The sequence below is a fragment of the Rubrivivax sp. A210 genome, assembly GCF_904426505.1.
Lineage (GTDB): Bacteria > Pseudomonadota > Gammaproteobacteria > Burkholderiales > Burkholderiaceae_C > Rubrivivax.
This window is the reverse complement of the sequence record NZ_CAJGBN010000045.1, coordinates 216150-241901: the sequence shown is the minus strand read 5'-3', so window position 1 is coordinate 241901 and position 25752 is coordinate 216150. Positions and strand designations below refer to the sequence as shown.

At 70.4% G+C, this 25752-nt stretch carries 24 protein-coding genes and 1 riboswitch; of the genes, 17 read left to right on the top strand and 7 right to left on the bottom strand.

Annotated elements, in window-relative coordinates:
* Positions 1–36: 36 nt before the first annotated feature.
* Positions 37–1164, top strand: coding sequence for a hypothetical protein (locus tag JMV16_RS19345; protein ID WP_201495930.1), 1128 nt, complete (start codon positions 37–39; stop codon positions 1162–1164).
* Between the two features lie 13 nt (positions 1165–1177).
* On the opposite strand, the gene JMV16_RS19340 is transcribed toward JMV16_RS19345, so the two are convergent.
* Together JMV16_RS19340 and JMV16_RS19335 are read right to left on the bottom strand one after the other, a co-directional pair.
* The gene (locus JMV16_RS19340) at positions 1178–1594 is read right to left on the bottom strand and encodes a hypothetical protein (RefSeq protein ID WP_201495929.1); all 417 of its coding nucleotides are present in this window, start codon (positions 1592–1594) and stop codon (positions 1178–1180) included.
* A gap of 58 nt (positions 1595–1652) precedes the next feature.
* Positions 1653–2297, bottom strand: a complete 645-nt coding sequence (locus tag JMV16_RS19335; RefSeq protein WP_201495928.1) for a Crp/Fnr family transcriptional regulator — start codon at positions 2295–2297, stop codon at positions 1653–1655.
* A gap of 144 nt (positions 2298–2441) precedes the next feature.
* Here JMV16_RS19335 and JMV16_RS19330 point away from each other — a divergent pair, with 144 nt between their 5' ends.
* Positions 2442–5075: a bifunctional acetate--CoA ligase family protein/GNAT family N-acetyltransferase gene (locus tag JMV16_RS19330; protein ID WP_201495927.1), complete on the top strand. Its 2634-nt coding sequence runs from the start codon at positions 2442–2444 to the stop codon at positions 5073–5075.
* 22 nt (positions 5076–5097) lie between these two features.
* Here the strand turns inward: JMV16_RS19330 and JMV16_RS19325 are convergent, their stop codons facing one another.
* Positions 5098–6315 (bottom strand): 6-phosphofructokinase, encoded by a 1218-nt coding sequence (locus JMV16_RS19325; RefSeq protein ID WP_201495926.1) that lies wholly within the window; start codon positions 6313–6315, stop codon positions 5098–5100.
* A 94-nt stretch (positions 6316–6409) separates the two neighbouring features.
* Between JMV16_RS19325 and JMV16_RS19320 the strand changes: the two genes are divergently transcribed.
* Entirely contained in the window at positions 6410–7000 is a 591-nt protein-coding gene (locus JMV16_RS19320; RefSeq protein ID WP_201495925.1) for a 1-acyl-sn-glycerol-3-phosphate acyltransferase, read from the top strand.
* Between the two features lie 41 nt (positions 7001–7041).
* Entirely contained in the window at positions 7042–7554 is a 513-nt protein-coding gene (locus tag JMV16_RS19315; RefSeq protein WP_201495924.1) for a hypothetical protein, read from the top strand.
* 10 nt (positions 7555–7564) lie between these two features.
* Here the strand turns inward: JMV16_RS19315 and JMV16_RS19310 are convergent, their stop codons facing one another.
* Complete coding sequence (locus tag JMV16_RS19310; RefSeq protein WP_201495923.1) at positions 7565–8974, bottom strand: hypothetical protein; 1410 nt, start codon at positions 8972–8974, stop codon at positions 7565–7567.
* 139 nt (positions 8975–9113) lie between these two features.
* On the opposite strand from JMV16_RS19310, the gene glgC reads away from it, so the two are divergent.
* Positions 9114–10424 (top strand): glucose-1-phosphate adenylyltransferase, encoded by a 1311-nt coding sequence (gene glgC, locus JMV16_RS19305; protein WP_201495922.1) that lies wholly within the window; start codon positions 9114–9116, stop codon positions 10422–10424.
* Between the two features lie 19 nt (positions 10425–10443).
* The gene (glgA, locus tag JMV16_RS19300; RefSeq protein WP_201495921.1) at positions 10444–11907 is read left to right on the top strand and encodes a glycogen synthase GlgA; all 1464 of its coding nucleotides are present in this window, start codon (positions 10444–10446) and stop codon (positions 11905–11907) included.
* Here glgA and JMV16_RS19295 read toward each other — a convergent pair.
* Both JMV16_RS19295 and JMV16_RS19290 read right to left on the bottom strand, forming a co-directional pair.
* Positions 11904–12161, bottom strand: a complete 258-nt coding sequence (locus JMV16_RS19295; RefSeq protein ID WP_201495920.1) for a hypothetical protein — start codon at positions 12159–12161, stop codon at positions 11904–11906. The two genes, glgA and JMV16_RS19295, sit on opposite strands and share 4 nt — an antisense overlap.
* A 2-nt stretch (positions 12162–12163) precedes the next feature.
* Positions 12164–12346, bottom strand: coding sequence for a DUF3563 family protein (locus JMV16_RS19290; RefSeq protein WP_201495919.1), 183 nt, complete (start codon positions 12344–12346; stop codon positions 12164–12166).
* A 150-nt stretch (positions 12347–12496) separates the two neighbouring features.
* On the opposite strand from JMV16_RS19290, the gene hppD reads away from it, so the two are divergent.
* The 8 genes from hppD to ipdC all read left to right on the top strand — a co-directional run bounded on the left by hppD (position 12497) and on the right by ipdC (position 21127).
* Positions 12497–13576: a 4-hydroxyphenylpyruvate dioxygenase gene (hppD, locus tag JMV16_RS19285; RefSeq protein ID WP_201495918.1), complete on the top strand. Its 1080-nt coding sequence runs from the start codon at positions 12497–12499 to the stop codon at positions 13574–13576.
* Between the two features lie 150 nt (positions 13577–13726).
* Entirely contained in the window at positions 13727–14764 is a 1038-nt protein-coding gene (locus tag JMV16_RS19280) for an ABC transporter ATP-binding protein (protein WP_201495917.1), read from the top strand.
* A gap of 87 nt (positions 14765–14851) precedes the next feature.
* Positions 14852–16132 carry a PotD/PotF family extracellular solute-binding protein gene (locus JMV16_RS19275; protein ID WP_201495916.1) on the top strand — a complete coding sequence of 427 codons (1281 nt, stop codon included), beginning with the start codon at positions 14852–14854 and terminating at the stop codon, positions 16130–16132.
* 35 nt (positions 16133–16167) lie between these two features.
* Complete coding sequence (locus JMV16_RS19270) at positions 16168–17049, top strand: ABC transporter permease (RefSeq protein WP_201495915.1); 882 nt, start codon at positions 16168–16170, stop codon at positions 17047–17049.
* Positions 17049–17942 carry an ABC transporter permease gene (locus tag JMV16_RS19265; RefSeq protein ID WP_201495914.1) on the top strand — a complete coding sequence of 298 codons (894 nt, stop codon included), beginning with the start codon at positions 17049–17051 and terminating at the stop codon, positions 17940–17942. The genes JMV16_RS19270 and JMV16_RS19265 overlap by 1 nt, the downstream gene beginning before the upstream one ends.
* 37 nt (positions 17943–17979) lie before the next feature.
* Entirely contained in the window at positions 17980–18735 is a 756-nt protein-coding gene (locus JMV16_RS19260; protein WP_201495913.1) for an aspartate/glutamate racemase family protein, read from the top strand.
* Positions 18736–18820: 85 nt separating this feature from the next.
* Complete coding sequence (locus JMV16_RS19255) at positions 18821–19459, top strand: MBL fold metallo-hydrolase (protein ID WP_201495912.1); 639 nt, start codon at positions 18821–18823, stop codon at positions 19457–19459.
* Positions 19460–19486: 27 nt separating this feature from the next.
* On the top strand, positions 19487–21127 hold the full coding sequence (ipdC, locus tag JMV16_RS19250; RefSeq protein ID WP_201495911.1) for an indolepyruvate/phenylpyruvate decarboxylase: 1641 nt from the start codon (positions 19487–19489) through the stop codon (positions 21125–21127).
* Here the strand turns inward: ipdC and JMV16_RS19245 are convergent.
* Positions 21124–21702 carry a TMEM165/GDT1 family protein gene (locus JMV16_RS19245; RefSeq protein WP_201495910.1) on the bottom strand — a complete coding sequence of 193 codons (579 nt, stop codon included), beginning with the start codon at positions 21700–21702 and terminating at the stop codon, positions 21124–21126. The two genes, ipdC and JMV16_RS19245, sit on opposite strands and share 4 nt — an antisense overlap.
* Before the next feature lie 14 nt (positions 21703–21716).
* A riboswitch (yybP-ykoY riboswitch) is annotated at positions 21717–21895 on the bottom strand.
* Positions 21896–22121: 226 nt separating this feature from the next.
* On the opposite strand from JMV16_RS19245, the gene JMV16_RS19240 reads away from it, so the two are divergent.
* From JMV16_RS19240 to JMV16_RS19230, 3 genes are all read left to right on the top strand, one after another.
* Complete coding sequence (locus JMV16_RS19240) at positions 22122–22937, top strand: substrate-binding domain-containing protein (RefSeq protein ID WP_201495909.1); 816 nt, start codon at positions 22122–22124, stop codon at positions 22935–22937.
* Complete coding sequence (locus JMV16_RS19235) at positions 22937–25174, top strand: EAL domain-containing protein (protein WP_201495908.1); 2238 nt, start codon at positions 22937–22939, stop codon at positions 25172–25174. The genes JMV16_RS19240 and JMV16_RS19235 overlap by 1 nt, the downstream gene beginning before the upstream one ends.
* A gap of 81 nt (positions 25175–25255) precedes the next feature.
* Positions 25256–25633: a carboxymuconolactone decarboxylase family protein gene (locus tag JMV16_RS19230; protein ID WP_201495907.1), complete on the top strand. Its 378-nt coding sequence runs from the start codon at positions 25256–25258 to the stop codon at positions 25631–25633.
* The last annotated feature ends 119 nt before the right edge of the window (positions 25634–25752 follow it).

The following is a 25752-nucleotide window of genomic DNA, read 5'->3' as shown; positions in this document are numbered from 1 at the left end:
CCGCCTGTGTCCCGCCCGGGCCCCCCGCCCCCCGCCATGCACAAGAGACAAAGCCTAGAGATCGCCGTCGCCACGTCGCGCCAGCCCACGCCCGAGCAGAAGCGCTTCACCACGCTGCTGGCCAAGATGGACAAGGCGCGCGCTCGCTTGCAGGCCTGGCAGGCGCAGGCGCCCGTGTACGCGCAAATGCACGCCCAGCGCGTGCAGCCGGAACTTGCGCGCCTGGGCGCTGCGCGGCGCGCCTGGGCGCTGGAGCTGGAGCAGTTGCTGCTGCAGCGGCGCTGGTCCAGGACCGAACGGCAGACGCTGACGGCGATGATTTGCGATCTCTGCGGCGCGCTGCTCGATGCCGCCGAAGCGCCCGATGAGGAGATCAAGGCGCTCTACAACCGCTGCGCCGAGGTCGATTTCGACACCGAGGGTCAGCAGCAGTTGGAAGCGATGAAGCAGGCGCTCGAGGAGATGGGCGGCTTCGACCTCGGCGACGAGGCGCCGGCCTCGGTGGACGAATTGATGGAGCGCGCCCGGGCCCAGATGGCCGAACGCCAGCAAGACGAGCAGGCAGCGGCCCAGGCGGCACGGCCTCGCAAGGGCAGCAGGACGGCGGCCAAGTCAGCCGCCTCCCGACGCGCCGAGGAGGACGCGGCGCGCATTTCCCAGACCGTGCGCGAGGTCTACCGCAAGCTCGCCGCGGCCCTCCACCCCGACCGTGCCGCCGTCGACGCCACCGAGGCGCAGCGGGGCGAGCGCCACGACCTGATGGCGCGCGCCAATGCCGCCTATGCCGCCGGCGACCTGCTGTCACTGCTGTCACTGCAATTGCAGATCGAGCAGGTCGACATGGCCCATGCCGCCGGCGTCGCGGCCGAGCAGTTGCGCCACTTCAACAAGGTGCTGGCCGAGCAGCTGCGCGAGCTGGAAGCCGAGATCGAGGGGCGCGAGCACGCCTTCTGCGCCGCCTACGGCCTGATGCCGGACCGGCGGCTCGACCCCGAGCGCCTGCGCCCGCTGCTGCAGGACGAACTGCGCATGCTGGCGCTGGCCGAACTTCAGCTCGAGCATGAACGCCGCTGCCTGCGTGGCGAGCCCCCCAATGCGCGGCGCTACCTCAAGCAGGTGCGCGCCGAACAGCGCGCCGACGAACTGGATTTCCCCTTCTTCTAGGGCCGGCTGCCGTTCAGACCTTGACCAGGGCCGAGACCACGGCGCCAGTGGCTTCCTTGAGCTTGTCGCGCGCAAGCGCCTTGCAGGCCTCCATCGTGGCGCCGGGCTGGGCATCGAAGGCGGTGGCGGTCTTGGCCGGCCGCAGCGTCACCACCTTGAGCGTGGGCGTCAGCGGCAGCAGCATCACGCGCGCCGTGACGGCACAGATGCCGGCGGCGGTGAGGCCGCCCTCGACCTGGCTCACGAAGGCCCATTTGCTGGCCGGATAGAGCTTCCAGACCTTGGCCGGGATCTGCTCGGCCATCAGCGCCGTCGCGGCCTCGTGGCCGATGAGGGCCTGTTGGGAAAAATCCAGCAAGCGGGTCTTGGGATCGGCGGCGGAAGCCGACGTGGCGAGCACCAGGGCGCAGAGCGCGATCAGGGATTTCATACGGCACCTGTATTGAGTGGGGCGCAGTGTAATCACCAAGGCACCGGCAGGCCGCCACCTACCAGCGCGGCGGCAGCGCACGCAGCAACGCGATGCGGCCGCCACGCTGCTCGATGTAGCCGCCCTCGGCCAGCGTCTTGAAGACGCGGCTGACCATCTCGCGCGACGATCCCACGCGCTCGGCGATGTCCTGCTGCGTCAGGCGGTCGGGCAGCACGGCCACGCCGTCTTCGCCCGGCCGCGCCAGCGTGCGCAGCAACCGCGCGATGCGGCCATAGACGTCTTCGAGCGCCAGGCTCTTGACGTGCTCGGTGCTGGCGCGCGCCAGGCGGATCAGCTTTTGGATCAGGTGCAGCGCGAAATCGGGGTGGCGGGCCAGGAATTCGCGTACCTCGGCGCCCGGCACCACGGCGCAGGTGGTGGCTTCGAGCGTCATCACCGAGGCCGAGCGCGGGCCACCGTCCAGCGTCATCTCGCCGAAGTACTCGCCCGCGCCCATGGTGCCGTAGACGACCTCGCGGCCATCGTCCCCCGAACCATAGGCCTTGACGCGCCCGCTCAGCACGATGAACAGTGCGTCGGAGCGGTCTTCCTCGGTCACCAGCACCGCCTGGGCCGGGTAGGAGCGCACGCCACCGCGCTGGGCAATGGCCCGCAGCAGCTGGTCGCTCAGGATGTCGGGGGTGGGGCGCGGCGGCGGCATGGGGGTGGATGCTGCCACGGCCCGCGCCCGCGCGGATTTATCCGGGATTTCCCTAGGCATGCTTGTTGCACGTCATGCCCAGGTCACTTGGAAGCCCCTATGCTCGCCCCAGGCTATCCCGCCCGCCCTCTTCTGCCCTCCGCCGTGGACCGCCACTACCTGCACCCGCTGTTCAATCCGCGCTCGCTCGTCGTCTTTGCCGGCGACCCCGAGGCCGAGGCCCCCACCCGCGAGGCGCGCACGCTGCGCCAGGCCCTGGCCGCGAGCGGCTTCGCCGGCAGCGTGACCTGGCTCGACATCGCGATGACCGGCACGCTGTCGGATCTGGCGAATTCGCGCGCCGACCTGGCGCTGATCGCGCTCTCGCCCGACGACAGCGCCGCGGCGCTGGAGATCGTCGGCCGCATCCGCTGCCGCGCCGCCCTGGTGCTGACCACCGGCATGCCGGCGGCACGCTGCCAGGAACTGCACGAGACGGCGCGCCGCCACGGCGTCAACCTGCTGGGGCCCAACAGCCTGGGCCTGCAGCGCCCGGCGTTCAAGCTCAATGCCAGCGCCCTGGGCCCGCTGGCCGCGCCGGGGCCGCTGGCCCTGGTGTCGCAGTCGGGCGCGCTCACAGCGGCCATGCTGGACTGGGCGCGCCAGCACGGCGTGGGCTTTTCCACCGTGGTCTCGCTGGGCCCCAACACCGCCGTCGAACTGCCCCAGGTGCTGGACTACCTGGCCGCCGACGCCTCCACCCAGAGCATCCTGGTCTACATGGAGGGCATACGCCACGCGCGCCGCTTCATGAGCACGCTGCGCGCCGCCGCCCACGCCAAGCCGGTGGTGGTGATGAAGTCGGGCCGCCAGGCCACCGGCTCCAAGGTGGCGCTCACGCACTCGGCCTCCATCGTCGGCGCCGACGACGTCTTCGACGCCGCGCTGCGCCGCGCCGGTGTGGTGCGGGTGCGCCAGTTCACCCAGCTCTTCTCGGCCGCGCAATGCCTGGCCTCGCGCTTTCGCCCGGTGGGCGACCGGCTGGCCATCGTCACCAATGGCGGCGGGCCGGCGGTGCTGGCGGCCGACTGGGCCGACACGCTGGCGATCAAGGTTGCCGGCGTCACCGACCTGGGCGAGGACGCCGACGGCCCCGCCTATGTGCAGGCGATGCAGGCGGCCGTGGCCGACCGCGCCACCGACGGCGTGCTGCTGATCCACGCCCCCAAGGCCGGCGGCGACGCCGAGGCGGTGGCGCGCGCCGCCGCCGAGGCCTTCGTGCCCAATGCCAAGCCTGTGATCGGCTGCTGGATGGGCGAGGCCACCGTGCGCAGTGCCCGCGAGGTGCTGGTGGGGCGGCAGATGCCGGTCTTCCGTACCCCCGAGGCGGCGGTCGATGCCTTCCACAACATCGCCAGCTTCTACCGCAACCAACGCCTGCTGCAACAGACGCCGCCGCCGCTGACCGGCCTGGCCGAGCCCGACACCGAGGGCGCCCGCCTGCTCATCGAGAGCGTGCTGGCCGAGCGCCGGCGCGTGCTCACCGAGATGGAGAGCAAGGCGCTGCTGGCGGCCTTCCATATCCCGGTCACGCGCACCATGCTGGCGCGCAGCGCCAACGAGGCGATGCTGATCGCCAGCCAGCTGGGCTATCCGGTGGCGCTGAAGATCGACTCGCCCGACATCGCGCACAAGAGCGACGTGCAGGGCGTGATCCTCGACGTCCACAACGCGACCCAGGTGCGCGACCGCTACAACGAAATGCTGCAGGCGGTGGCGCGCGCCCAGCCCACGGCGCGCATCAACGGCATCACCGTGCAGCCCATGGCCGGCCGCGGCCCCGAGGGCCAGCGCGGGCGCGAGGTCTACGTCGGCCTCACCACCGACGAGGCCTTCGGCCCGGTGATCACCTTCGGCGCCGGCGGCACCATGATCGAGCTCATCGCCGACCGCGCGATGGAGCTGCCGCCGCTGAACCAGTTCCTGGCGCGCCAGCTCATCGAGCGCTCACGCGCGGCCGAGATGCTGGGCGAATGGCGCGGCGGCCCGGCCGCCGACATGCAGGCGCTCGAGCAGCTGCTGCTGCGCGTGAGCGAGATGGTGTGCGCCCTGCCCCAGTTGCGCGAAATGGACATCAACCCGGTCATCGTCGACGCCAATGGCGCGGTGGCGGTGGACGCGCGCATCGTCGTCGACAAGACCAGCCAGGCGCCGGGCAGCTACAACCACCTCGCCATCCTGCCCTACCCCTCGGGCCTGGAGCGCGAGTACCCGCTGGGACCGCAGGCCGGCGGCGGCGTCTACACCGTGCGCCCCATCCACCCCGACGACGCCGAGATGCTGCAGGCCCTGGTGCGCGGCCTCTCGGCCGAGAGCCGCTACTTCCGCTTTGCCAGCGTGATGCCCGAGCTGCCCGAGCGGCTGCTGGCGCGCTTCACGCTGATCGACTACGACCGCGAGATGGCCCTGGTGGCCATCGTGCGCGACCCGCCCGCCGCCGGCGAGGACGCCGACGCCGGCCATGAACGCATCATCGGCGTCAGCCGCATCGTCACCAACCCCGACGGCGCGAGCTGCGAGTTCTCGCTGGTGGTGGCCGACGAGCTGAAGGGCCAGGGCATAGGCTCGCGCCTGATGCAGTCCATCATGGAAGTGGCGCGCAGCAAGGGCCTGTCGGAGATCATGGGCCTGATCCTCACCAACAACGGGCCCATGCTCAAGCTGATGCACAGCCTCGACTTCCGCATCGGCCCCTTCCCCGAAGACCCCGACTTCCGCATCGCCACCCGCCTGCTGTAGCGCGGGCGCGGCGGCGGCCCGATCAGCCCTGGTTCAAGACCTTGGGCACCAGATTGGGCCGCAGGCGGAAGGCATCGGGCATGCCCGAGCCCAACAAGGGGCGCAGGTAGAGGCGGAAGGCGTCGGTCACGTCGGTGCCGCTGGCGGTGATGAAGGCGTCTTCCATCGTGCGCGTCTTGCCGGCCACCGCCTCCAGAGGCAGCAGCTCGTAGTCGACCGAGTAGAAGCCGGTGCGCTTGATGGCCACCGAGCCGCTGCGCTCGCCCCACATCGCGTACTGCACCGCCTTCTCGCCGACCTCGCGCGCCTCGCGCTGGTCGACATCGCTGACGCAGCCGACGAAGCTGCGCTGCAGGTAGCCGAAGGTGTCGCCGCGCACGCGCTTGATCTTGAGCTTGGCCTTGACCTCCTCGCACAGCAGGTCGGCCAACGCGCCCGAGCCCGAGAGCTGCACATTGCCGTGGGCATCGCGTTCCAGATCCTTGGCCAGGCGGGCCAGGATGGGCTGGCCGGCGGCATCGTGGATGCCCTCGCTGACGGCGATGACGCAGCGGCCGTGCCTGTCGTACATGGCCTTCACGTCGGCCAGGAACCTGTCGACATCGAAGACGCGCTCGGGCACGTAGATCAGGTGCGGGCCGTCGTCGGGAAATTTCTTGCCCAGCGCGCTGGCGGCGGTCAGGAAGCCGGCATGGCGGCCCATCACCACGCCCACGTAGACGCCGGGCAGGGCCGCGTTGTCGAGATTGGCGCCGGCAAAGGCCTGGGCCACGAAACGCGCCGCGCTGGGGAAGCCCGGCGTGTGGTCGTTGAGGACGAGGTCGTTGTCGATGGTCTTGGGAATGTGGATGCAGCGCAGCGGATAGCCGGCCTTGGCGGCCTCCTCGGCGACGATGCGGATGGTGTCGCTGCTGTCGTTGCCGCCGATGTTGAAGAAGTGCTCGATCTGGTGCGCCTTGAGCACCTTGAACATCTCGCGGCAATAGGCCAGGTCGGGCTTGTCGCGCGTGCTGCCCAGCGCCGCCGCCGGCGTGTTGGCCACCAGCTCGAGGTTGTGGCTGGTTTCCTGGGTGAGGTCGACGAAGTCTTCGTTGACGATGCCGCGCACGCCGTGGCGCGCGCCATAGACGCGGCGTATGCCCTGGTGGCGGCGCGCCTCCAGCACGACGCCGGCCAGGCTCTGGTTGATGACCGCGGTGGGGCCGCCACCCTGGGCGACGAGGATCTTGCCGGACGACATGCGGGCCTCCTTGGGGCTGAACCTGTGGATTCCACCGCATCGTAGCGGCTGCCGCCCCGCCGACAATCGGCGACCCCAAGCCCCAAGCCGGCGCATGCACCGCACGATCTTCGACACCCCGCTGGTCAACACCCTGCTGCGCGCCGGCTCGCGCGCCTTCATGCGCCTGAACGGCTGGCGCATCGAGGGCGAGCTGCCAGCCGCCGCGGCACGCAGCGTGCTCATCGCCGCGCCCCACACCAGCAACTGGGACCTGCCCTACACGCTGATGTCGGCCTTCTGCCTCAACCTCAACATCTACTGGATGGGCAAGGCCAGCATCTTCGGCTGGCCCTGGGGCGCGTTGATGCGCTGGCTGGGCGGCATCGCGGTGGACCGCAGCAAGAGCAACAACCTGGTTGCCGCCTCGGCCGCGGTGCTGGCCGGCGCCAGCGGCGCGCTGCAACTGGTGGTGCCGCCCGAGGGCACGCGGGGCCGCACGCGGCACTGGAAGACCGGCTTCTACTACATCGCCCTTGAAGCCAAGGTGCCGGTGGTGATGGCCTACCTGGACTACGAACGCAAGATCGCGGGCCTCGGCCCCATGCTCGTGCCCAGCGGCGACATCGAGGCCGACATGGCGATCATCAAGCGGTTCTACGCTCCCTTCAAGGGGCGACGGCCCGATCTCTTCGAGGCCAGTTGAGGTCGGCTGAGGCCAGCTTGCGTGGCCATAATCAAGCCACCATGAGCCCCGCCCTCACCCGCCGCCAGACCTGCCGCGCCGCCATCCTGTTCGCCTGTACGCCCATGCTGCCCCACGCGGCGTCGGGGGCAGCCGCCACCTTTGACCTCGTCACGGCCGACGAGGCCCTGCGCGAGGCCACCGCACCCAAGCCGGCACGCTCGCGCGCCATGCCGCCGGGCGCCGCCAGCGCGCCAGTGCTGGCGCCCACCATCCAGGTCATCGCACCGCAAGGCGCGGGCAATCCGCTGTCTTCGCCGCTGCGCATCGAGGTCGCCTTCAAGCCGCCGCCCGATGCGCGCATCGTGCCGTCGAGCTTCCGCCTGCTCTACGGCGTGCTGAAGATCGACCTCACCGACCGCGTCAACAAGCACGCCACCATCCGCGAGACCGGCGTGGTGGTCAGCGAGGCACGCGTGCCCGACGGCACCCACCGCCTCATCGTGCGCGTGGCCGACGACAAGGGCCGCTTCGGCGAGCAGGAACTGCTGATCCGCGTCGCTGCCGCGCGCTGAGCCGCAGGCTCTAGAAATCCAGCACCTCGACGCGCATGCCGCGCGAGGCCAGCAGCGCGCGGGCCCGGTCGGCGTCTTCGCGGCGGGCAAAGGGCCAGCCGATGACGCGCCAATCGGCGCCGTGCGGAACGACATCGACGCGCGCACCCTTGGCGCCCATGCCGTCGAGCAGCGACTGCATGGCCTCCATCACCTGCTCCGACTCGGCCCGCGTGCGCAGCAATCGGGTCGAGACCGCGAAGCTGCCGCGCGGCGGCAAGCCGGCGGCCGACGGGGGCCGCACCGGCGCGGCGGCAAGCGTTGCGGCAGGCGGGGCGGGTGCCACGGCCACCGGCGCCTTGGTGCCGGGCCCCGGCTCGTGCCCAGGCGCCTCGTGGGACGCCGGGTGCGCGGCCTGCGGCGCCTCTGGTGGGGCTGGCGCCGCGGCCGCCGGGGCGGAATGCGCGGCGGCAGCGGGCGGCCTTGCGGCAGGCGCCGATGCCGGCTCTGGCGCGCGCACCGGGACGGCGGCCGATGCCGGCGCCAGCACCGGCGCCACGGGGGCGGGCGGCGCGGCCAGGTGCAGTTCGGACTGCGGCCTCCGGAGCGCCGGCAGCGCCACCTGACCCAGTTGCGGCTCGACATCCACCGGCCGACCCTGGGCGTCAAAGGCGGGCGGTGCCGCCGGCCCGGGCTGTGCGGCGGGTGCAGCCACGGCCGCACTGGCCGGCGCTGACGCCGCCGCAAGCCCATCCGGCGCCGCCGCGCGGCCAAACAGCCCCCAGCCGGCAAGCCCCAGCACTGCCAGCAGCAGCGGCACGGCGGCACCGACCAGGCGAGGGCGGCTCCACAGGCGCCGGCCCAGCACCGCGGGCTTGTCGCCAGCGCCCACGAAGACGCGGCGACTGCGGCCGTCGGCCTCGATCTGCGCCGTCAGCACGTAGAACAGGCGGGCAAGTCCACCGCCGTCGGCGTCAACCCGGCGCACCGGCGCGTCGCGTGGCGCGGCATCCAGTTCCTGGCCATGACGGGCGACCCAGGCCGCGACGCGCCGCGGGCGCAGCGGCGGCAGGATGTCTTCGGTGAAGGCGGGCGTCAGCGCAGCCTCGGCGGCGGGCTTGGACTTGGCCGCGACCTTGGCCGATGGGGCCGCCGCGGCTGATGCAGCCGGCGGTGCGGCAGCCGGCTGCTGGGCGCGTGCCAACGCCTTCTCGCGCAAGCTGGCGCCGGCCGGCGGCTCGGCGGCAGGTTGCGCGGCCGCAGGCGGTGCGGCCGGCGGGGCCGCAGCAGCAGCGGCTGGCGCCACCTCACCGCCGCGGAAAGGCAGGGCCACATAGCCCATGGACAGCAGATCCGCCGCGGCAATGCGGCGCGCCAGCGGATGTCGGTTGTGCCATTCGACGATGCGAGCGGCCAGGGCCTCCGGGCTCATCTTGTCCATGTTCGGCAAGGATTGTGCGGCCTGCCGCGCGCCGCGGCAGGCCCGCGGCAGCCGCGCCGACGCCGGCACTCGACGCGGATCAAGGATTTCGCCGGCAGCCGGTAAAAAGCCGTAACTTCGCTGCTACCGTCATGGCTGAATGTCGCCCACCGCAGCGGCGGCAGCGAGGAGAAGCCCCGTGTCCGACAACAGCGAACTGGCCCGCCGGCTGGACCTGCCCAAGCACGCCATCGCCCTGGTGCTGGCCGGTGGCCGCGGCAGCCGCCTGCACCACCTCACCGACACGCGTGCCAAGCCGGCCGTCTACTTCGGCGGCAAGTTCCGCATCATCGATTTCGCGCTTTCCAACTGCCTCAACTCGGGCATACGCCGCATCGGCGTCATCACGCAATACAAGAGCCACAGCCTGCTGCGCCACCTGCAGCGCGGCTGGGCCTTCCTCAAAAGCGAGATGAACGAATTCGTCGACCTGCTGCCGGCCCAGCAGCGCCTCGACGAGGAGACCTGGTACCGCGGCACCGCCGATGCCGTGAGCCAGAACCAGGACATCCTCGACAGCTACGGCGCCGAGTACGTGGTGGTGCTGGGCGGAGACCACATCTACAAGATGAACTACGCCATCATGCTGGCCGACCATGTGGCCAAGGGCCGGCCCTGCACCGTGGCCTGCCTGGAGGTCTCGCGCGAGGAAGCCAAGGGCTTCGGCGTGATGGCGGTCGACGCGGCCTGGAACATCACCGATTTCGTCGAGAAGCCGCCCGAGCCGCCCACCCTGCCCGGCAAGCCGGGCCGCTCGCTGGCCAGCATGGGCATCTACATCTTCGACGCGCAATACCTCTATGCCGAGCTGGCGCGCGACATGGCCGACCCGCAGTCCAGCCACGATTTCGGCAAGGACATCATCCCGCGTGCCGTGCGCCTGGGGCAGGCCGCGGCCCATCCCTTCGCGCTGTCCTGCGTGGGCGGCCACATCGGCCAGCCGCCCTACTGGCGCGATGTCGGCACCATCGATTCCTACTGGGACGCCAACATCGACCTCACGGCCACCGAGCCGCTGCTCGACCTCTACGACACGCGCTGGCCGATCTGGACCCACCAGCCCCAGCTGGCGCCGGCCAAGTTCGTCCACAACAGCGAAGATCGGCGCGGCCAGGCCATTGAATCGCTGGTCTCCGGCGGCAGCATCATCTCGGGCTCGGTGCTGCGCTCGGTGCTGTTCTCGCAGGTGCGCGTGCATTCGGGCTCGCACATCGCCTGGTCGGTGCTGCTGCCCGAGGTGACGGTGGGCCACGGCGTGCGCCTGACGCGGGTGGTGGTCGACCGCGGCTGCCGCCTGCCCGACGGCCTGGTGGTGGGCGAAGACCCGGCGGCCGACGCGGCGCGCTTCTTCCGCACCGACAGCGGCATCACCCTGGTCACCGCGGCCATGCTGGCGCGGCTGCAGGCCTGATGCGAAGGCGGGGACCGCCATGAAGGTGTTGCACCTTGCCGCCGAAATCTACCCCTGGATCAAGACCGGCGGCCTGGCCGACGTGACCGGCGCGCTGCCGCAGGCGCTGCGCGAGGCGGGCGCCGAGGTGCGCCTGCTGCTGCCGGGCTTTCCGGCCATCGCCGCGGCGCTGGAGCAGCAGCGCACGCTGGCCAGCTTCGGCCCCGCCTTCGGCGCCGGCGAGGTGCGCCTGCTGCTGGGCAGCCTGGGCCAGGACGGTGTCTCGGTGGTGATGATCGACGCGCCCTGGCTCTACCGCCGCGACGGCGGCCCCTACGAGAACGCCCGCGGCGCACCCTGGCCCGACAACCTGCAGCGCTTCGGCCTGCTGTCCTGGGTGGCGGCGCACCTGGCGGCGGGCGAATTCGACCCACGCTGGCAGGCCGACGTCGTACACGCCCACGACTGGCACGCCGGCCTGGCCTGCGCCTACATGGCGGCCCACCCGGGCCGCAGCGCGAGCACCGTCTTCACCATCCACAACCTGGCCTACCAGGGCCTGTTCGGCAACGACGAGTTCGCCACCCTCGGCCTGCCGGAGCGCTACCTGCAGCCCGACGCGCTGGAGTTCCACGGCCGCTTCTCCTGCCTGAAGGCGGGCCTGGTGTTCGCTGACCGCATCACCACCGTGAGCCCGACCTATGCGCGCGAGATCGCCACGCCCGAGTTCGGCTGCGGCATGCAGGGCCTCATCCAGCAGCGTGCGGCCGTGGTCTCGGGCATCCTCAACGGCGTCGATCCTGCCGTGTGGAGCCCGGGCCACGATGCCCTGCTGGCCGCGCCCTACAGCGCCGCCGACGGCGCCGGCAAGGCGCTGTGCAAGCGCGCACTGCAAGCGGAATTGGGGCTGGAGGCCGATGCCCAGGCGCCGCTATTCGGCCTGGTGAGCCGGCTCACGCCGCAAAAGGGCGTCGACCTGGTGCTGGCCGCCCTGCCGGCCGCGCTGGCCCAGGGCGCGCAGTTCGTGCTGCAGGGCAGCGGCGACGCCGCGCTCGAGGCCGCCTGCGCCGCCGCGGCGCGCGAGCACCCCGGCCGCGTGGCCACGCGCATCGGTTACGACGAGACGCTGGCGCACTGGCTCATCGCCGGCGCCGATGCGGTGCTCGTGCCATCGCGCTTCGAGCCCTGCGGCCTGACCCAGCTCTACGGCCTGCGCTACGGCACCCTGCCCTTGGTGCGGCGCGTGGGTGGGCTGGCCGACACCGTGGTCGACGCCAGCCCGCAGGCCGTGGCCGAGGGCCGCGCCACCGGCTTCGTCTTTGACGCCGCCACGCCCGAGGCCCTGGCCGGCGCGCTGCAACGCGCCATCACCGCCTGGCGCGAGCCGGTGCTGTGGCAGGCGCTGATGCGGCGCGCCATGGCGCAGGATTTCTCCTGGGCCGAGGCGGCCCGCCGCTATCTCGATCTCTATCGCGACCTGCGCGAGGAAAGGGCGACCTCCTAGACCCGCCGCGCCCACGGCCCCAGGGCCAGGCCTTCCAGGGCGGCGACACCGCGGTCGAAGGCGCCGCTGGCCACCATCGACCGGCGGATAACGCCGGCGTACACGCCCTGGGCATAGAGGGCGCGGGCGCTGTCGAAGGGCCAGGTCAGCGGGCAGGTGGGGCGGCCGTTGCCGACCTGCGGGCAGGGCATGAAGTCCAGGCCGCGCACGAGGGAAACCGGCGCGGACGAAGGCGGGGGCAGGTTCGAACCCATGGTCAGTGTCGCCCGATGCCCAGGGCCAGCGCCCGGGCATGATCGCGGCCGTGGCCGTCCACTTCGCGCATGCGGCGCTCGAGGTCGCAGCGGTCCACCGCCCCGGCCAGGAAGGCTTCGTCACGCTCCTGCTGCGATTCGATATGGGGTATGAGAGCCTTGATGAGGCCCATGAGGCTGGACATGATCAGTCCCTTCCAAGTGAGTTTGGCTGGACTATAGGTACAAACCCTAGGTGTCGCCACCCACAACCGGGTGGCGCTTGTCGCAAAACGTGTGCTGCAGCGCACAAACCACAGCCAACGCCCGCCGCACAGAGCCAAGGAGCAAAGCACATGGCCGATCTCTTCGACAACCCGATGGGCCTGATGGGCTTCGAATTCGTCGAGTTCGCCTCGCCCACGCCCGGCGTGCTTGAGCCGCTGTTCGAGAAACTGGGCTTCACGCTGGTGGCCCGCCACCGCTCCAAGGACGTGCTGCTCTACCGCCAGGGCGGCATCAACTTCATCGTCAACCGCGAGCCGCGCAGCCCGGCCGGCTACTTTGCCGCCGAACACGGCCCTTGCGCCTGCGGTCTGGCCTTTCGCGTGAAGGACTCGCACCACGCCTACTACCGCGCGCTGGAACTCGGTGCCCAGCCGCTGGAAATGCCCACCGGGCCGATGGAGCTGCGCCTGCCGGCCATCAAGGGCATAGGCGGGGCGCCGCTGTACCTGATCGACCGCTTCGAGGACGGCCAGTCCATCTACGACATCGACTTCGCCTTCGTCGAAGGCGTGGACCGCCGCCCGCGCGGCCATGGCTTCAGCGTCATCGACCACCTCACGCACAACGTCTACCGGGGTCGCATGGCCTTCTGGGGCGGCTTCTACGAGAAGCTCTTCAACTTCCGCGAGATCCGCTACTTCGACATCCAGGGCGCCTACACCGGCCTCACCTCGCGCGCCATGACCGCCCCCGACGGCCGCATCCGCATCCCGCTCAACGAAGAATCGGGCAAGGGCAGCGGCCAGATCGAGGAATTCCTGATGAAGTTCAACGGCGAGGGCATCCAGCACGTCGCCCTGCTCTGCGACGACCTGCTGGCCGCCGTCGACAGCCTGCAGATGGCCGGCGTGCCGCTGATGACGGCGCCCAACGACATCTACTACGCGATGCTGGAAGACCGCCTGCCCGGCCACGGCGAGCCTGTGGCGGCGCTGCAGGCACGCGGCATCCTGCTCGACGGCTCCACCCAGGGCGGCGACAAGCGCCTGCTGCTGCAGATCTTCTCCGAGACCCTGCTGGGCCCGGTGTTCTTCGAGTTCATCCAGCGCAAGGCCGACGAGGGCTTTGGCGAGGGCAATTTCAAGGCGCTGTTCGAATCGCTGGAGCGCGACCAGCTGCGGCGCGGCGCGCTCAAGGCCCCGGGCTGACCCGGGGCACTCCCAGCGGCCGGCGCACCAAGTCAGACCAGCCCATCGGCAAGGTCCGGGCACGGGGACCGATTCTGGTGCGCCAGGCGCACGAAAACGGCGTCCGGATCGTGTCCGGGCCCGGGCCCGGGGCTTGCAAAGGCACAGCCCATGTCAAGCCCAGCCACGGACAAGGGCGCCGCCATCGAGGTGGTCGGCCTGACCAAGCGCTTTGCCGAAGCCAAGCCAGCGGTCGACAACATCAACCTGCGCATCGCCAGCGGCAGTTACTGCTGCCTGCTCGGCCCTTCGGGCTGCGGCAAGAGCACCACCCTGCGCATGGTGGCCGGGCACGAATCGGTCACCAGCGGCGACATCCTGCTGGCCAACCGCAACATCACCCGCCTGCCCGCGGCCGCGCGCGGCACGGCCATGATGTTCCAGAGCTTCGCGCTGTTCCCGCACCTGAGCGCGCTCGACAACGTGGCCTTCAGCCTGAAGATGAAGGGCGCCGCCAAGGCCGAGCGCCATGCCAGGGCTCAAGACCTGCTGCAACGGGTGGCGATGGGCCACCTCGCCCAGCGCAAGCCGGGCGAGTTGTCGGGCGGGCAACAGCAGCGCGTGGCGCTGGCGCGCGCCCTCATCACGCAACCGCAGGTGCTGCTGCTCGACGAGCCGCTGTCGGCACTGGACCCTTTCCTGCGCATCCAGATGCGCGCCGAACTGCGCCGGTGGCAGAAGGAACTGGGCCTGACCTTCGTCCACGTCACCCACTCGCAGGAAGAGGCGATGGCCCTGGCCGACACGATGGTGGTGATGAACCACGGCGTCATCGAGCAGGTGGGCTCGCCGCACGAGGTCTACAACCGGCCGGCGAGCGAATTCGTGGCGCGCTTCATGGGCGGCCACAACGTGCTCGACACGCCGCGCGGCCGCATCGGCGTGCGCACCGACCAGATGCAGATCCATGACGCCGACGCCGTGCCGGCGGGCGCCAACCGCCAGCCCGCGGTGGTCAGCGACGTCGAGTACCAGGGCACCTATGTGTTGATCGGCCTGCAGATGCCCGGTGCCGCCCTGGCCGCGGATGCCACGGCGGCGCTGTCGGTGATGCTGTCCGAAGCGCAATTCGGCGCCCGCCCCGTCGCGGTGGGCCAGGAGGTGTGCCTGTCGTGGGCGGACGATGCCGCCCATCCCCTGCCCCACTGACGCGCCGATGCGGACCCGCCTTCCGTCAAGACCGGCCGCGCCGGCATGAACGAGCCCCACCCCTACCCCTCCACAGGAGCGAGAACCATGTCAGACGACCAAGCCAAGACCCTCGATGTCCAGTCCGCCATTGCACGCCGCACGTTGCTCAAGGGCACGGCGGGCATCCTGGCCACCGGCATGTTCCCGGCCGTTCATGCGGCCGACAAGATCGTGCTGCGCTACCTGGGCACCGCGGTGAACCAGGACAAGGCCATCGGCGAGAAGTTCAAGGCCGACACCGGCATCGAGATCCAGTACGTGGCAGTGACCACCGACGACGTGACCAAGCGCGCCGTCACCGCGCCCAACAGCTTCGACCTGATCGACACGGAATACTTTTCGCTCAAGAAGATCGTGCCCACCGGCAACCTGAAGGGCATCGACACCAAGCGCATCAAGAACGCCGACAAGATCACCAGCCTGTTCACCACCGGCCAGGTGGCGGGCAAGGCCGTGGGCGACCAGGGCACGGCGCCGAAGAAGGTGATCTACCTTGAGGGCGAGAAGAGCAAGGTCTTCGCCAAGAGCCCGACCCAGTTCATGAGCCTGATCCCCACGGTCTACAACGCCGACACGCTGGGCATCCGGCCCGACCTGATCAAGCGCCCCATCGAGAGCTGGAAGGAACTGCTCAACCCCGAGTTCAAGGGCAAGGCAGCGATCCTGAACATCCCGTCGATCGGCATCATGGACGCGGCCATGGTGGTCGAGGCGATGGGGCTGTACAAGTACCCCGACAAGGGCAACATGACGAAGAAGGAGATCGACCTCACCATCAAGACCCTGATCGAGGCCAAGAAGGCGGGGCAGTTCCGCAGCCTGTGGAAGGACTTCAACGAGTCGGTCAACCTGATGGCCTCGGGCGAGGTGGTGATCCAGTCGATGTGGAGCCCGGCCGTCACCGCGGTGCGCACCAAGGGCATCGCCTGCACGTTCCAGCCGCTCAAGGAGGGCTATCGCGCCTGGGCCGCCGGCTTCGGGCTGCCCGCCACGCTGAGCGGCAAGAAGCTCGACGGCGCCTACGAGTTCATCAACTGGTTCCTCGATGGCTGGGCCGGTGCCTACCTCAACCGCCAGGGCTATTACAGCGCTGTGCTGGAAACCGCCAAGGCCAAGATGGAGGCCTACGAGTGGGCCTACTGGATGGAAGGCAAGGCGGCCGAGAAGGACATCAAGAGCCCCAACGGCGACCTGCTGGCCAAGGCCGGCAGCAAGCGCGACGGCGGCAGCTACGAGCAGCGCATGGGCGGCATCGCCTGCTGGAACGCGGTGATGGACGAGAACAACTACATGGTGCAGAAATGGAACGAGTTCGTGGCCGCCTGATGGTTGGTTCGCCGAACGCCACGGGTTCCTGATCCATGCACCGCACCGCCGCTCCAGCCTGGCTGCAAGCCACGCCGTTGTCGGCGGTGTTCGCGCTGTTCTTCCTGGTGCCGCTGGGGCTGATCCTCATGGTCAGCTTCTGGGACTTCAACGAATACGAGCTGCAGCCCGCCTTCACGTTCAAGCAGTACGCGGCCATCTTCGAAGGATGCGGCAGGCTGGCCGATGACGGCGGGCTGTGCGTGACGCTCAAGACCTACCTCTCGACCTTCAAGTTCTGCCTGCTGGTATGGCTCATCACGCTGGGGGTGGGCTTTGCCGTCTCCTACTTCCTGGCCTTCCACGTACGCTCGAGCGGCATGCAGACCGCCCTGTTCGTGCTGTGCACGATTCCGTTCTGGACCAGCAACGTGATCCGCATGATCTCCTGGGTGCCCCTGCTCGGGCGCAACGGCCTCGTCAACCAGAGCCTGGTCGGCATCGGCCTGGTCGAACAGCCCGTGGAGTGGCTGCTTTTCTCCGACTTCTCGGTCGTGCTGGCCTTCGTGCATCTGTACACGATGTTCATGATCGTGCCCATCTTCAACAGCATGATGCGCATCGACCGCAGCCTGATCGAGGCCGCCAGCGACATCGGCGCCAGCGCCTGGCAGACCCTGTGGCACGTGATCGTGCCGCTGTCGCGCACCGGCATCATCATCGGCTCGATCTTCGTCATCACCATCGTGATGGGCGACTTCGTCACCATCGGCGTGATGGGCGGGCAGCAGATCGCTTCGGTAGGCAAGATCATCCAGGTGCAGGCTTCCTACCTGCAGTTCCCTTTGGCCGCGGCCAATGCCGTCATCCTGCTGGCCCTGGTGCTGATGATCATCTGGGGGCTCACGCGCCTGGTCGACATCCGCAAGGAACTGTGATGGGCCGGCAACGCGAGCCGCGCGCCCCCGGCTTCTGGCCGCTGGCCCTGTTCTTCGCCCTCTTCGTGCTGTTCATGTATGGGCCGATGCTGGTGATCGTGGTGCTCAGCTTCCAGGGGCCGGGTGGCGGGCTCACGTTCCCTATCCAGGGCTTGTCGCTGCACTGGTTCCACAAGCTTGCTGAGGGCCTGGGCGTGGTGGACATCGGCGCCGCGCTGCGCCGGTCACTGGGCCTGGGCCTGGTGGTGATGCTTTGCACCGTGGTGCTGTCGGTACTGGCGGGCCTGGCATTCCGCAAGAAGCTGGCCGGCGGCAACGTGCTGTTCTACGTCGTCGTGGCCAGCCTGATCATGCCGTCGATCATCGTGTCGCTGGGCATCGGCCTGGAGTTCCGGCTGCTCGACACCGCGATCAAGAAGACGCTGGAGCTGCTCGGCCTGCAGGCCACGCTGGACGACTTCGGCTCCTCGCTCGGCCTCTACACCTCGGCGCTGGGCGCCCATCTCACCTGGACGCTGCCCTTCGGCCTGCTGATCATGTTTGCCATCTTCAACCGCTTCAACCCGGCCTACGAAGAGGCCGCGCGCGACCTGGGCGCCACCCCGTGGCAGAGCTTCCGGCACGTGGTGCTGCCGCTGATCGCGCCCTCGGTGGTCGGCATCGGCATGTTCGGCTTCACCCTCAGCTGGGACGAGATTGCACGCACCTCGCAGGCCATTGGCGACGTCAATACCCTGCCGCTGGAACTGCAGGGCCTGACCACCACCGTGACCACGCCGTCGATCTACGCGCTGGGCACCGTGACCATGGTGGTGTCGTTCCTGGTGATGGGCCTCACCGTGGCGCTGGCCAGGCTGCTGCAACGGCGGCAGTCCGGCACCGCGGCCCGGTAGCGGCAGAATTTGCTGGCCCCGCGAACCGAAGGCCGCCATGGCAACCCTGTTGCTCATCAATCCCAATACCTCGCCGGCCGTGACCGGGCTGCTGCAGCACCACGCGCAGTCGGCCGCCGGCACCCAGGTGCAGGTGCAGGCCGTGACCGCGCGCTTCGGCGCGCCCTATATCGCCTGCGAGGCCAGCTATGCCGTGGCCGGCCACGCCGTGCTGGACGCCTGGGCAGCGGCACGGGCCCAGGCCGCCACGGCCCCGCTGGCCGTGTTGATCGGCTGCTTCGGCGACCCCGGCCTGTGGGCCCTGCGCGAGGCCAGCCCGGCTCCGGTCACAGGGCTTGCCGAAGCGGCCTTCGCCGAGGCCAGCGCCCTGGGTCGCTTTGCCGTCGTCACCGGGGGCCTGCGCTGGCGGCCTATGCTGCAGCGGCTGGCACAGGCCCTGGGCCATGGCGGGGCCCTGGCCGGGATCCACGCAGTGGCACCAAGCGGCGCCCAACTGGCCGCCGACCCCGACGGCGCGCTCGCGCTGCTGGCGGCGGCCTGCCGCGAAGCGGCCTCGCAGGACGGCGTGCGCAGCGTGATCCTGGGTGGCGCAGGCCTGGCAGGCCTGGCCGCCCGCATCCAGCCCATGCTCGGGGTGCCGGTGATCGACAGCGTGCTCGCGGGCATCCGCCATGCGCTGGCCCTTGCCGCCGCCGCGACCCCGGGCGGCACCAGTGCGCCCCGCGCCGGCTTCGATGTGCAGTGGCAGCACCTGTCCCCCGAAATGACGGCCATCGGACGCCCCGGTCAGTGATGCGGGTGGGTGGCGGCACCGAGAGCCCCGCCAGCGGGGAAAAGGCGCCCAGAATCAACGGGGTCGCGAACTCACGGCTGCGCCGATGCTGAAATACGAAACCCTCCCCGTCACCCCCTTCCAGCAGAACTGCAGCCTGGTCTGGTGCGACCAGACCATGAAGGGCGCGCTGGTGGACCCCGGCGGCGAACTGCCGCGCCTGACAGCCGCAGCGAAGCGGCGCGGCGTGGTGCTGGAGCAGATCCTGCTCACCCATGCCCACATCGATCACGCCGGCGGCGCCGGTCAGCTGGCGCGCGAGCTGGGCCTGCCCATCGTCGGGCCGCACACTGGCGACCAGTTCTGGATTGACGGCCTGGCCCAGCAGTCGGCGATGTTCGGCTTTCCGGCGGCCGAGCCGATAGTGCCCTCGCGCTGGCTGGACGATGGCGACGAGGTGATGGTGGGCCAATGCCGGCTGGCCGTGCGCCACTGCCCGGGCCACACGCCGGGCCATGTGGTCTTCCACAGCGCCGAGGCGGGGCGCGCCTTCGTCGGCGACGTGCTGTTTGCCGGCAGCATAGGCCGCACCGATTTTCCCGGCGGCGACCACGACACGCTGATCGCCAGCATCACCGGCCGCCTCTGGCCCATGGGCGACGACACCGTCTTCATCCCCGGCCACGGCCCCGAAAGCAGCTTCGGCCGCGAACGCCGCGCCAACCCCTATGTGCGCGGCACCTGAACCACGGGCCGCGGCCATGGAGATCGCATGAACCTCACGACCCGCCTGCTGCAGGCGCTGAAGGCGCGCGGTGCGACCGAGATCTTCGGCATCCCGGGCGATTTCGCGCTGCCGCTGTTCCGCGAGATCGAGCGCGCCGCGCTGCTGCCGCTGCACACGTTGTCGCACGAGCCCGGCGTGGGCTTTGCCGCCGATGCCGCGGCACGCGTGCGCGGCGGCCTGGGCGTGGCGGCGGTCACCTACGGCGCCGGCGCCTTCAACCTCGTCAACGCGGTGGCCGGCGCCTATGCCGAGCGCGTGCCGCTGGTCGTGCTCTCGGGCGCACCGGCGGCACATGAGGCCGCCAGCGGCCTGCTGCTGCACCACCAGGTCAAGACGCTGGATTCGCAGTGGCGGGTGTTTGAGGAACTGACGGTGGACCGCGCCCGGCTGGACGACATCGCCCTTGCGCCGGCGCAGATGGCGCGCGTGCTCGACGCCGCGCTGGCGCGCTCGCGCCCGGTCTACCTGGAAATACCGCGCGACATGCCCATGCGGCCCTGCGCCGCCGTGCCGGCCACGCCGCGCTTCGCGCCCGATGACCAGCGCCTGGCGGCCTGCGCCGACGAGCTGCTGGCCCGCCTGCACGCGGCCTCCCGGCCGGTGTTGATGGTGGGCGTGGAGGTGCGCCGCTACGCGCTGGAGGCGCGCGTGGCCGAGCTGGCGCGGCGGCTGGCAGTGCCGGTGGTCACCAGCTTCATGGGCCGGGGCCTGCTGGCGCACGACGATGTCGACCTGGTGGGCACCTATCTGGGCCTGGCCGGTGACGCCGCAGTGAGCGAGCGCATCGAGCGCTCCGACGGCCTGCTGCTGATGGGCGTGATCGTCTCCGACACCAATTTCGCCGTCTCGGCACGCCGCATCGACCTGCGCAACAGCATCCAGGTCTACGACGGCAATGTCGTGATGGGCCACCACGTCTACCACGAGCTGCCCATCGCCGACCTCATCGAGGCCCTGCTGGCGCGCGTGCCCCCGCGCGCCGCGCCGGCCGCCGCCCGGCCCGCGCCCCTGCCGCCGGCGCCGGCGGTGGCCGATGAGGCGCCGGTGACGCCGGCCGACATCGCCGCCGCCGTCAACGCGCTGCTGGCCCGCGAGGGCAGCATGCCGGTGGCCTGCGACGTGGGCGACTGCCTGTTCACGGCGATGGACCTGGCGCCCGCCACCTTCATCGCCCCCGGCTACTACGCCGGCATGGGCTATGGCGTACCGGCCGGCATCGGCCTGCAGGTAGCCAGCGGCGAGCGGCCCCTCATCCTGGTCGGCGACGGTGCCTTCCAGATGACGGGCTGGGAGCTGGGCAATGCCGCGCGCTGCGGCTGCGACCCCATCGTGCTGGTCTTCAACAACGCCAGCTGGGAGATGCTGCGCACCTTCGAGCCCGGCGCGCGCTTCAACGCGCTGCCGCGCTGGGATTTCGCCGCCATGGCCGCCGGCATGGGCGGCGACGGCCACGCGGTGCGCACGCGCGCCGAGCTGCAGGCGGCGCTGGCGCGCGCCCACGCCACGCGCGGGCGCTTCCAGCTGCTGGACATCCGCCTTGAGCCGGGTGCGCTGTCGGCCACGCTTTCGCGCTTTGTCGGCGCGGTGAAGCGACTCTCGATGCCCGAAGCGAGCGCGGACGGCTAGAAGCCCAGCTTCTCGCCCACGCCCAGCAGGGTGGCCACGCCCAGGCCAGCGAAGATGGCCGCGGCGATGCTGTGTACCAGCTTCATCGGAATCCTGGCCGCCAGCTTGTCGCCGACGAAGACCGCCGGCACGTCGGCGATCAGCATGCCCAGCGTGGTGCCTATGACCACCAGCACCGGGCTGGCGTAGTGCGCCGCCATCGCCACGGTGGCGATCTGGGTCTTGTCGCCCATCTCGGCCAGGAAGAAGGTGATCAGGGTGGCGCCGAAGACGCCGAAGCGGTGGGCGACCTGGGTTTCCTCTTCCTCGATCTTGTCGGGGATCAGCGTCCAGATGGCCATGCCGATGAAGGACGCCGCCAGCACCCAGCGCAGCACGCCGGGGCTGACGCTGGTGGTGATCCAGGCGCCCAGCGCCCCGGCCAGACTGTGGTTGAGGACCGTCGCGACAAGGATGCCGGCGATGATGGGCAGGGGCTTCTTGAAGCGCGCGGCCAGGATGAAGGCCAGCAGCTGGGTCTTGTCGCCGACTTCGGCGAGGGCGACGACGCCGGTCGAGACGAGGAGAGATTCCATGGGGTTTCCGAAAAAATGGCCGGAAGCGGGACGGTTGACCACGACGCATCCCCGGCCAGGTCGGAGGCATCGTGGTCAAAGGTCTTGCCAGGCGTGGAAACCGCTTGCGCCATGGCCTGTGGGCCAAGTGTGTTGACGCAAGCCACCGCCGTTTATTAAGACGGCAGCGCGACTACTCCCCAATGACCGGGCGATGATAGCCGACACCCCAGCCTGCCCCGCTGACAGCCCGCCAGCCAGCCACCCACTTTGCACCTGCCGCAGCCGAAGGTAAGAACGGTAACCCGCCCTGGATTCAGAACCGGCCGAACCGAAGAGTGCCGAAGAATGGCCCCGGCGCCTTGCCATCCGTGAAGGGCTGCCACAAGCCCGAAACGGCCACCTGCAGCGCTGCCCCGTCCATGGTCAAATACCTTCACATGATTAGCAGATGGGCCGCGCCGGGCTTGGCCTGGTTGCTGGCCCTGGCCACCTGTGTCGTACCCGCCAGGGCCGAAGAAATCAGGATAGGCGGCACCGGTGCCGCCCTGGGCACGATGCGCTTGCTCGGTGCCGCGTATGCCAAACAGCACGCAGGCGATGTCGTCACCGTGCTGCCCAGCCTGGGCAGCGGCGGCGGCATCAAGGCACTGGCAGCCGGCGCGGTGCAGATCGCCGTCAGCGGGCGGCCTCTTACCGCGGCCGAAGCCGCGGCCGGCGCGTCGGCCGTCGAGTACGGCCGCACGCCGGTGGTGTTTGCCACGCACTCCCGCAACCCCGTCTCCAGCCTGAGCCTGAAAGAGCTGGCCGAAATCTACAGCGGCGAGCGCCTGGCCTGGCCCGACGGCAGCCGCATCCGGCTGGTGCTGCGGCCAATGGGCGACGCCGACTCCGAGGCCATCAAGAACCTCTCGCCGGCGCTGCGCCGGGCCAAGGAACTGGCCGAGCAGCGCCAGGGCCTGCTGGTCACGGTCACCGACCAGGAAACCGCCGAACAGCTCGAAAAGGTGGCCGGCGCCGTGGGACCGACGACACTGGCCCTGCTGCTGTCGGAGCGGCGTGCGCTCAAGCCGTTGGCGCTTGACGGCGTGCGCCCCGATGCACAGGCCATCGCCGACGAACGCTACCCGTTGCAGCGTGTGCTGTACCTGGTGACGGCACCCCGCTCCGGCCCCGCCGCCCAGGGCTTTGTCGATTTCGCACGCTCGCCGGCCGGGCGCGCCATTCTGCAGCGCACCGGCCACTGGGTGAAGTGATGGCCTCCCACGACAACCGCGCCTGGCAGTTGGTGGGGCACAGCAACAAGGGGCTGCTGGCCGGACTGGTCTGGCTGGTGCTGGTGCTGCTGGCCGTGGGCCTGCCGGCCGGCTACTTCGCGATCGGCTACAGCGCCCAGGCCTCGGCGCTGCGCACCAAGGTCGAAGTCAAGGCCGAGGTCATCGGCCAGCTCATAGGCCGCAACCCCGAGCTGTGGCGCTTCGAAGATCTGCGCCTGCGCGACCTGCTGGTGCGGCTGCCGCAGGAGCCGCCCGAGGAGCGGGCGCGCATTGTCTCGCTGCAGGGCGAGCTGATTGCCGAATCGCCGCACGCCACGCCCTGGCCGGCGATGGCCCGTTCGGCGCTGCTGTACGACGCCGGCACCCCTGTCGGCCGGGTCGAAGTGAGGCACTCCATACGCCAGTTGCTGGCCGAGACCGCGTTGTCGGCGGCCTTCAGCCTGGCCAGCGCGGCGGCCCTGTTTGCCATGCTGCGACGGCTGATCGCCAGCAACGAGCGCATCGCCGCCGCCATGGCCGACGAGCAGGAGCGCGCCCGAGACACGCTGCAGTCCATCGGCGATGCCGTCATCACCACCGACGCCCAGGAGCGCATCGAATACCTCAATCCGGTGGCCGCGCTGCTGACGCAATGGCGGCTGGAGGAGGCGCGAGGCCGTGCCCTGGATGAGGTTTGCCATCTCGTGGACGAGGGCACGGGCGCGCCGCTGGCAACGCCGCTGACACGCGCGATGCGCGAGCGCCGGCATGCCGCCAGCGACGAGGCCCGGGTGGCGCTGCTGCGACGCGACGGCAGCCTGCTGGCTATCGAGACCTCGGCGGCGCCGCTGCGCAACGCCAACGGCGTGCTCAGCGGCGGCGCCATGGTCTTCCGCGACGTGACCGAGGCGCGCCGACTGGCCCAGCGCATCACCTGGGCGGCCACCCACGATGCGCTGACCGAGCTCGTCAACCGCAGCGAGTTCGAGACCCGCGTCGACGCCGCGCTGCTGAGCGCGCGCAACTCGCAGCGCCGCCATGTGCTGTGCTCGCTCGATCTCGACCGCTTCAAGCTCGTCAACGACAGCTGCGGCCATGCCGCGGGCGACGCCCTGCTCAAGCAGCTGGCGCTGGTGTTGCAGGACAAGCTGCGCGAATCCGACACGCTGGCGCGGCTGGGCGGTGACGAGTTCGGCGTGCTGCTCGAGGGCTGCTCGCTAGCGCGCGCACGCCTGATCGCGGCCGACCTGCTGGCCGCCGTGCGCGACCACCGGCTGCACTGGGACGGCAAGACCTTCGGCGTCGGTGTCAGCATGGGCCTGGTCGTCATAGGCCCCGACAGCCCCGGCCGCGACGAAATCCTGGCCGCCGCCGACACCGCGCTCTACACCGCCAAGGAGCAGGGGCGCGACCGCGCTTGCATCTACCAGGCCAGCGAGGCCGACCGCAGCCAGCGGCGCGGCGAGGCGCGCTGGGCCGACCGCCTGCGCCGCGCCCTGGCCGAAGACCGCCTGCGCCTGCACTACCAGCCCTGGCTGGCTTTGCAAACGGCCGGCGCGGTGGCCGACGCGGCAGGCCCATCCGGCCCTCGCATCGAGATCCTGCTGCGCCTGCAGGACGAAGACGGCCGACTGGTGCTGCCCGGCAGCTTCCTGGCCGCGGCCGAACGCTCGCACCTGATGCCCGAGATCGACCGCTGGGTCATCGCCACCGTCTGCGCGCGCCACGCCGCGCTGGCGTTGCATTTCGGCCCCGGCCTGGTCTGCGCCATCCACCTCTCGGCGGCCACGCTGGCCGACGAGGGCCTGATCGGGCACATCCGTGATCGCGCGCAGGCCCTGCCGCCGGGTGCGCTGTGCTTCCAGATCGGCGAGTCCGCAGCCGTCAACGACCTGCGCGGCAGCGCGCGCTTCGTGCAGGCGGCCCGGGGGCTGGGCTGCAGCGTCGCGCTGGACGGCTTCGGCGCCGGTGCCGGCTCGCTGAGCTGCCTGCGCGCGCTGCCGGTAGACCTGCTCAAGATTGCCGGCAGCATCACGCGCGGCATCATCAGCGACCCGGTGGACCGCGCGCTGGCCGACACCATCAACCATGCCGGCCATCTGCTGGGCCGGATCACGGTGGCGGAAGCGGCCGATACCGCGGCGGCGCTGGCCGAACTGCGCCACCTGGGGGTGGACTACGCCCAGGGCCTGGCGGTGCAGGAACCCCTGCCACTGCCATCGACGTTGACAGCCTGAGCCCGGGGCCGTCAGTTTTGCAATATACCCAATTGGGTATATTGCGAGTCCGGAATCCCCACCCTTCCCAGGAGCCCCGCCATGGCCTTTGCCCCCGACAAGTACCGTGACCTGACGCAATCGGTCTCGGCCCAGCTCGCCACGCTGCGGACGAGCACGCCCGAGGTGATGAAGGGCTTCAACGATCTCGGCCGCGCCGCCACCGCGCCGGGCGCGCTGGACGGCAAGACCAAGGAACTGATCGCGCTGGCCCTGGGCGTGGCGGCACGCTGCGACCCCTGCATCGGCTTCCACGCCAAGGCCCTGGTGAAGCTGGGCGCGACGCGGCAGGAAGTCGACGAGATGCTGGGCGTCACCACCTACATGGGTGGCGGGCCTTCGCTGATGTATGCAGCCAGCGCGGCCGCGGCCTTCGACGAGTTTTCGCGCGTGGCAGCGGCGGCAGCCGGCAAGGCCTGAATTTCTGCGCCGCGCCCACCCCGGCGGGCGCAATGGTTTGGCCGCCGTTTACAGTGCGGTCTGCAGGGTCGGCGGCCACGGCGCCCCGGCCCTGCCGCCGCATACTTGCCCCGAAGCCA